The organism is Streptomyces milbemycinicus (assembly GCF_002154605.1).
GTDB classification, from domain to species: domain Bacteria; phylum Actinomycetota; class Actinomycetes; order Streptomycetales; family Streptomycetaceae; genus Streptomyces; species Streptomyces milbemycinicus.
In genome coordinates, this window is sequence record NZ_MUNE01000873.1 from 1 (window position 1) to 6,285 (window position 6,285).

The window sequence follows — 6,285 nt, forward strand, 5'->3', positions numbered from 1 at the left end:
ACGACAACAACTCTGACCGGGACCACTACCGCAACACTGCCGCCCCACTAACACCCGACTAACACGACTGTGACAGGGGCGCTCGGGGCGCCAGCCGGTCGAGGCGTTCGCGGTGAGCCGGGGTCAGATCGAGACGCACCGCGGCAAGGTTCTCCTCCAGATGGTCGATCCGGGCCGTGCCGGGGATCGGGAGGACGACGGGCGAGTGGTCGAGCAGCCACGCGAGTGAGACCTGCGTGGGGGTGGCGCCGAGCTCGTCCGCGATGGCGGCGATCTCCGCCCTGGCGCCCAGCGCCCCCATCGCGACGGGCCGCCACGGCAGGAATGCGATCCCCGCCGCCTCACATGCCTCGAGCACCGGCTCGTGCTCGCGGTCGAGCAGGTTGTAGCGGTTCTGCACGCTGACGACGTCGACGATCTCCCGCGCCTGGCCGAGCTCGGCGACGGTGACCTCGGACAGCCCGAGTCGGCCGACCTTGCCCTCCGACTGGAGCTCGCGCAGCGTGCCGAGCTGGTCGGCGAGCGGTGTCTCCGGGTCGATGCGGTGCAGCTGGAGCAGTTCGATCCGCTCGACCCGGAGCCGACGGAGAGCCTGCTCCACCTGGTCGCGCAGGATGGCCGGACGCCCGTCCAGCCGCCACTCGCCGCCGGGGCCCGTCCGCGCGACGCCGACCTTGGTGGTGACGAGCAGCCCGGCGGGGTAGGGGTGCAGGGCCTCGGCGAGGAGTTCTTCGTTCGCTCCACCGCCGTACAGATGGGCGGTGTCGATCAGCGTGACGCCCAGTTCGACGGCTCGCCGGGCGACCGCGATGGCCGTCTCGCGGTCGGAAGCGGGCTCGGTCGGCAGGTGCATGGCCCCGAACCCGAGCCGCCCTACCTCCAGGTCCCCGCCGATATGGAACGTGTCCGTTGCCATCCGCTGTCTCCGCCCGCATCGCTCGACGAGGGCACGCTAACAGCTCCGTCACCGGGTGATGGGTCGGCGATGATCGGTGCGTGGACGAGATCGTGTTGATGTCAGATCCGAAGGTCGCGGCGATCCCGGTAGCCGACTGCGGCGAACCGCCGACGGACGGGAACTCGACATGGGAACCCGGGTGAACGCCGGCCCGGAGGAGAGCGAGGGCGCCTGTTACACGCACGCCGACAACATCGGCTCCGAAGCGCGGGCCAACCGCCGGGTGCTCGATGACGCACTGACCGCCGCGGGACTGGTCAACTACCCCACAGAGTGGTGTTCCCAGTCAAGTTCTTGTGTTCAGGCTTGAGGTCTCCGTAGGCAGCGCTTCGGGCGGCGCCCGGTCGTCTTCGTCTGGTGAGATGTTCACGAATTTCAACAGCGCCAAGTTCGGTGCCGGTAGGGCTGTCGAGTTGCGGATCCGCGCTGTAGAGCACGAACTCAATAATATTAATGGGACTGAGTGATCGGGGACCGCACGCCGAGCCACTGCTCGGCGTCCCAGGCATGGAACCGCTCTACCTCGGTGAACCCCAGCTTTGCCGCGAGGCGCATCGAGCCGACGTTGGCGGTCTGAGTGTGGAGCACCACCGGCTCGCCGGGAAGGACGCCGTCGAACCAGTCGAGTGCCGCCGCGCACGCCTCGGCGGCATACCCGAATCCCCACGCTCGAGGCAGGAACATGTAGCCGAGATCGACCTTCCCCGCGGCAGCCGGGCGACTGTGCTCCGATACTCTCCTGAGCAGGATCTGGCCGATCATCGCCCTGTCGAGATCAACGACGAAACTCCCGGGCCACCGCTCGGGTATCCCGGGCATCTCGCGCTCAAGCTCGTCACGCGGGCGGGGGCCGCCGAGGTAGGTGTGCACCTCTGGCGAGGCAAGCAGCTCGATGAACGCCGCACGGTCCCGGGCCTCGGGCTCACGAAGCACGAGCCTCTCGGTCCTGATCGGGGCAGGTGGCCAGGCAACAGGCCCAAGATCAGTCATGTCGCCAGCTAATCAACAGGCCCGGCAGCGATCAAGGCTCGTCGACCGATCAAGCCACCGGCCCCGGGCCCCTCACCAACGGAGCCTAGCTCCACAAGCCACGCCTGCCAGGGGCGGGATACCTCCCGCTCTCGTGAACATCGGCTTCGGCACGATGGTGCCCCGAAGGGAGAGCGGGTACAGCTGTGGATGGCCATCCGGCAGGCAAAATAGGGCAGGTGTCACCCTCCCGTCGTATGGAGGGGAACGACATTGTCCGGCACCTCTTCCGGGGGCTTCCCTGCCCTCCTGCCTTGATGGGTGAGGACGGCGTTCGCGAGTGCGAGTTGAGTGACTTGGTGCCGGAGCGCCGTGATTTCGGCCTTCTGCGCGGCAACGGTTTCCTTCAGGTCGGACACGGTCTTGCGGAGCCGCTTTTCCGATTCCGGGGGTTGCTTCGTCTCGGTGCGGACGCGTTCGTAGAACTCGGCCTTCAGGTCCGCATGGCGCTTCTGGAGGGCCATGCGGTGAACACCGGCCTCGGCCGCGAGAGCGACGACGGTCAGTGCGCCGTCGGAGGCTGTGGGCTGGCCAGTGAGTAGCCGGTCCATGGCGGCACGGATGCGTGTCCGCTCGTCGGTGGATTGCTCGGTCACGACAGGTCCTCGGCAGGTTGGGCGGTGGCGTGGTGAGTGTCGGCGGTGGCGCGGTATTGCTCGGCGGCGATGCGGAGGCGCTTGGCCAGCGGCTGAGGGGAGAGGGCCGCGAGTTTGTCGATGCGGTCGGTCTCTTCCAGCAGTTCGGTCGCGTGGCTGTCAAGGCGGACGGCGTTCCCGCAGCCGGGGCGGCAGTCGAACTGGTTCGGGGCGGTTGCGTCGGGGCCTGGTTCGCAGAGCGCGTTGTCGCGCTTGAAGACGCAGATCAGCGAAGCGTCCGGGTTGTCGAAGAGGACCAGGCCGTCGCGGGCCAGGTAGTCGGCGGCCTGTTTGGCGAACTTCTGGGTGATGGTACGGCCCTCGAATCGTGGCGCCTGGACCGCGGCAGTGAGGGCTCGTCGGGCGGCGGGCCCGGAAATCTTCTCGCCGGCGGCGAGGCGGTCCCGCAGACGCGCGGCGGTGTCAGCGGCGGCCAGGGCGGTCTCGACATCAAGGACACGGTGGATGCCGCGGCGGCTTCGGCTGCCGTACCCGCTGGACGTACGGGCGTCGAGGACGGTGCGCATGTGGCCGTACTGGATCGCGAGCGCGACGAGCCCACCAGGTCTGCGGGCGATGTGCCACGCCAGGGTGCGGCGGAACCGCCCGAGCCCGATGGCGCCGTGAGGGTCTTGGGGGACGCCCTGGTTCTGCAGCCCATGGGATTCGGTCTCCCGGTTGATCCAGGCGATGAAGTCCTCGATCCGCAGGTTCATGCTGCTGTTCTTCAAGGCGCCGCCGCGCTGGCGGCCGCGGGCAAAGTCGTGATGGGCGGAACCGAAGAGCAGTTCGCCCTCGGGGACCATGCGTTCAAGGACTCGGATCGCGCGGACGACCGGGGTGATGGCGACCCAAGGGACCTCCCGTTCCTCGCCGGCCGAGACGTGCTGGCCGTCGTCGTTGGTGACGTTCTTGTAGTGGTGACTGCGGATGAGGTGGCGGCTGCCGTCCTCGGGGTCGGGGCAGCAGCCGGACCGCAGACCTTGCACTTCCTGCGGTCGCATGCCGGTCAGATAGAGGCAGACGATCATCGCGGCGGTGGCCAACTGCCTCATCAAGGTCGAGACCTCGTTGAAGTCGAGGTGCTCGCGCCAGGGCCTGCCGTTAATCTGCCCGGTCACGGCTACCAGGAGCGGGCAGGACCCTGGCTGCAGCGTGCTGAGCTCATGGCGTTGTCGAAAGCCACTGACCTGGTTGACGCTGCAGCCGACGGTGGCCGCGATGAATGTTGCGGCCAGGACAGTCTTGCCGCGCCACTCGGTGGTCGGCAGGCCCGTGCCCGCGGCGAGTCGGGGCAAGAGGTAGTCATCAAGCGCGGCCAGTCCTGCGGGCGAGCTCGGGTTGGTGATGGCCAACTGCTGCATACGGCGCCATTCCACCCAGGCGGCCAGGATGTCGTCCGCGAGGTCGTCGACCATGCGGATCGCCCACATCAGTAGCGGGCTCACCACGCTCGGATCCAGCGGCTCGGTTGTGTTCTCGCCGGTGTCCTGCGGGGTGGAGGATGGGAGATAGTTGTCGACGCCTTCCCTTTCCCAAGGCGGTTGCGTGACGCCGATGGGCTGAGTGCAGAGCTGGTCGAATGCCCACAGATCAGTGAGGCGGCTCAGAGTTTCCTCAGCGTAGTGCCGGGTCGGATTGGCACGGAAACGGTCCGTGACATAAGCAATCCAGTGGTCGTCGGTGCTGCTTGAACACATCCAATCATCAGGGAAGTGGTGGCACTGGTCCTTCGGCGATCGCTACTGGGCCCTTGCGACCGGAGCCGACAGCGCGCTGTACGGGCCGCGGGAACTCGGCGTGAGGAGCGACCTCCCCATATGAGGAGCCGCGGGCCGCCCGAGCATGGGTGCGGCATCCCGCGCCACGGCCGACCCACCCGCCCCCTTAGCATGGGCTCGTGCCGAGCCCTGCCGAGTGCCGTCCGTCCCCGCCCGCGTGGCGGTGGCGTGCGCTGCTCGTGCTCGGGGTGCTGGCCGGGCTGCTGGGGATGCACGCCCTCGGGCCCGCGGGCGGTCTGATGTCGGGCGCCCATGAGCGCCCCGCCGCCATGACGACCGCCGTGACCACCGCCGCGTCCGCCCATAGCGGCTGCGACGGCGCGTGCGGCGGTTCGCACATCCACCACGCCGATCCGACCTGTGCGTCACCCGCGCTCGGCGGTGGGCCCACGCTGTCCGCGCCCCCGTCGACCCCCGTGGCCGACTGCGGCCATGATCTCGCGGCGGCCCGGCCCGGTACGGCGCCGTCCCCGGCCGACGGGCGGGCGCCGCCCACCTTGGCCGAACTCCAGCTCCTGCGGATATAGGACACGCCCTCGCGGCGCCGCCGACCCTCCCGATCCGGGTTGAGTCCGACGCCGGTCCGGTATGTCCAGAAACGCCCCCTTACACTTCCTCAGGAGTTCCCCCATGCGTTCCCTGACCCGCCGTACGGCGCTCGCCGCCGTCGCCGCCACGGCCGCGCTGTCCCTGACCCTGACCGCCTGCGGCAGCGACGACAGCGGCAGCAGCGGCCACTCCGGCCACGACTCGACGTCGAAGACCACCGCGAGCGCGGGCGCGTCCGCCCCGGCCGGTAAGCACAACGAAGCCGATGTGAGCTTCGCGCAGGGGATGATCCCCCACCACCGCCAGGCCGTGGAGATGGCCGGTCTGGCCGCCACCCGGGCCTCCTCCGCCCAGGTCAAGAAGCTGGCCGCCGACATCAAGAAGGCGCAGGACCCGGAGATCCGCACGATGTCCGGGTGGCTGAAGGCCTGGGGCGAGAAGGTCCCCGAGGCAATGCCCGGCATGGACCACTCCCAGCACGAGGGCATGCCCGGAATGATGAGCTCCAAGGAGATGGAGGAGCTGAAGAAGGCGTCCGGCGCCGCCTTCGACACCGCGTTCCTGAAGATGATGGTCCAGCACCACAAGGGCGCGGTGGAGATGGCCGGCACCGAGAAGCAGAAGGGTGCGTACGGCCCCGCCAAGACCATGGCCGACGACATCATCAAGACCCAGAACGAGGAGATCACCGAGATGAACAAGCTCCTCAGCAAGAGCTGAGGCAAGGGCTGAGGCAAGGGCAGAACGAGGGCTGGCCCGCGGCTCATGAGCGATGGGCGAAGGCACCGGCACCCCGCCGGGCCTTTGCCCATTCAGCCGCAGCAGGCCCAGTGGTTACGATCTGGCGCGATGAGTAGACAGCGCGACGCGAGCCGAATACCGGGCGGCACGGTGCGAGCCACCGTGCTCTCGGTGCTCCGCTGTGCCGTCCCGCTGCTCACCGTCGCGCTCTGGCTGGCGCCCTCGTTCCTCCACCCGGCCATGGAGCACGCGTCCGCCGCAGGGCACGCCTCCGCCACGGACCACGTCTCCGCCACGGAGCACGTCTCCGCCACCGGCCACGTCTCCGCCACCGGCCACGCTTCCGGTTCGGCGCACCCTTCGCCCCGCCCCGCCATGGCCACGCTCGCCCCGCCGTGCCCGGACCTCGTGTCCGACCGGCACACCGTCCAGGCGCCCTGGACGGACAGCGCGGGCGGCGCCGGCGACAACTGCGCGGCCGGTCCCTGGGGGGTGAGCCAGGGCGTGGTGCCCGCGCCTGTCCCCCCGCCCGCGCTCGCCGAACTCCAGCCGCGCGACCGCCCGTACGACACGGATGCCACCCGGGCCCCGC

6 protein-coding genes and 2 pseudogenes are annotated in these 6,285 nt (G+C 69.3%); 4 read left to right on the forward strand and 4 right to left on the reverse strand.

Going from position 1 to position 6,285, the window contains the following annotated elements; translation table 11 throughout:
- Positions 1–58 precede the first annotated feature (58 nt).
- Entirely contained in the window at positions 59–916 is an 858-nt protein-coding gene (locus CCN51_RS48020; RefSeq protein ID WP_014178091.1) for an aldo/keto reductase, read from the reverse strand.
- Positions 917–1,064: 148 nt separating this feature from the next.
- On the opposite strand from CCN51_RS48020, the pseudogene CCN51_RS48025 reads away from it, so the two are divergent.
- Positions 1,065–1,235, forward strand: a pseudogene (locus CCN51_RS48025) (M15 family metallopeptidase); the annotation flags it as partial.
- 173 nt (positions 1,236–1,408) lie between these two features.
- Here the strand turns inward: CCN51_RS48025 and CCN51_RS48030 are convergent.
- The 3 genes from CCN51_RS48030 to CCN51_RS58715 all read right to left on the reverse strand — a co-directional run bounded on the left by CCN51_RS48030 (position 1,409) and on the right by CCN51_RS58715 (position 4,322).
- Positions 1,409–1,948 carry a GNAT family N-acetyltransferase gene (locus CCN51_RS48030; RefSeq protein ID WP_043487278.1) on the reverse strand — a complete coding sequence of 180 codons (540 nt, stop codon included), beginning with the start codon at positions 1,946–1,948 and terminating at the stop codon, positions 1,409–1,411.
- Positions 1,949–2,169: 221 nt separating this feature from the next.
- The gene (locus CCN51_RS48035) at positions 2,170–2,583 is read right to left on the reverse strand and encodes a hypothetical protein (protein WP_014178088.1); all 414 of its coding nucleotides are present in this window, start codon (positions 2,581–2,583) and stop codon (positions 2,170–2,172) included.
- Positions 2,580–4,322, reverse strand: a complete 1,743-nt coding sequence (locus CCN51_RS58715; protein ID WP_014178087.1) for an integrase — start codon at positions 4,320–4,322, stop codon at positions 2,580–2,582. The genes CCN51_RS48035 and CCN51_RS58715 overlap by 4 nt, the downstream gene beginning before the upstream one ends.
- A gap of 200 nt (positions 4,323–4,522) precedes the next feature.
- On the opposite strand from CCN51_RS58715, the gene CCN51_RS48045 reads away from it, so the two are divergent.
- The 3 genes and pseudogenes from CCN51_RS48045 to CCN51_RS48055 all read left to right on the forward strand — a co-directional run.
- Entirely contained in the window at positions 4,523–4,930 is a 408-nt protein-coding gene (locus CCN51_RS48045; protein WP_238545412.1) for a DUF6153 family protein, read from the forward strand.
- A gap of 103 nt (positions 4,931–5,033) precedes the next feature.
- On the forward strand, positions 5,034–5,672 hold the full coding sequence (locus CCN51_RS48050) for a DUF305 domain-containing protein (protein ID WP_014178085.1): 639 nt from the start codon (positions 5,034–5,036) through the stop codon (positions 5,670–5,672).
- 129 nt (positions 5,673–5,801) lie between these two features.
- Positions 5,802–6,285, forward strand: a pseudogene (locus tag CCN51_RS48055) (hypothetical protein); the annotation flags it as partial.

What these genes read in the sequence shown, in the direction of transcription:
- CCN51_RS48050 (WP_014178085.1), top strand. Translation starts at nt 5,034, where the DNA reads ATGCGTTCCCTGACCCGCCGTACGGCGCTCGCCGCCGTCGCCGCCACG.
- CCN51_RS48030 (WP_043487278.1), bottom strand. Translation starts at nt 1,948, where the DNA reads ATGACTGATCTTGGGCCTGTTGCCTGGCCACCTGCCCCGATCAGGACC.
- CCN51_RS48020 (WP_014178091.1), bottom strand. Translation starts at nt 916, where the DNA reads ATGGCAACGGACACGTTCCATATCGGCGGGGACCTGGAGGTAGGGCGG.
- CCN51_RS58715 (WP_014178087.1), bottom strand. Translation starts at nt 4,322, where the DNA reads ATGTGTTCAAGCAGCACCGACGACCACTGGATTGCTTATGTCACGGAC.